The following is a 508-nucleotide window of genomic DNA, read 5'->3' on the forward strand; positions in this document are numbered from 1 at the left end:
ACACTCAGGTGTATGTTATTAATCCAAAGCAGATAGCGAACTTCAAAAAGAGCTACTCTGACATGAACAAGACCGATGAGATTGACGCCTTTGTCATCGCTGACTATTTGCGTTTTGGCAGAAACAAGATGTCCATCGTCAAAGAGAGCCAGTATGTCGCTCTCCAGCAGCTAACGCGCGCCAGGTATCATCTTATTAAGGCACTCACCCGTGAGAAACAGCACTTTCTCCAGCATCTAAGCTTTAAGTGTAATAAATTCACAGAAGAAGTGGAGTCGTCCATATTTGGCCATGCCTTAACAGAACTGTTTTTGGAAAAGTTCAGTCTGGAAGAACTGGCTCACCTGCCGTTAGAATCCCTGGCAGCGTTTCTACAGGAGAAAGGAAAGAACCGTTTCCCTGACCCTGAGGCTGTCGCTACACAGATTAAGAAAGCTGTGCGCTCCTCTTACCGCCTGGACAAAGTGGTGGAAGACTCGATGGATGTCCTATTAGGCAGTTCTATCGA

The 508-nt window shown here is 46.3% G+C and carries 1 protein-coding gene; it reads left to right on the forward strand.

The window, feature by feature from the left end:
• The coding region (locus K8O68_RS15405; protein WP_230897747.1) for an IS110 family transposase at positions 1-508 on the forward strand (508 nt) is incomplete at both ends.

Source organism: Salipaludibacillus sp. CUR1 (assembly GCF_021028955.1).
In the GTDB taxonomy this organism is placed as follows: domain Bacteria; phylum Bacillota; class Bacilli; order Bacillales; family Salisediminibacteriaceae; genus Salipaludibacillus.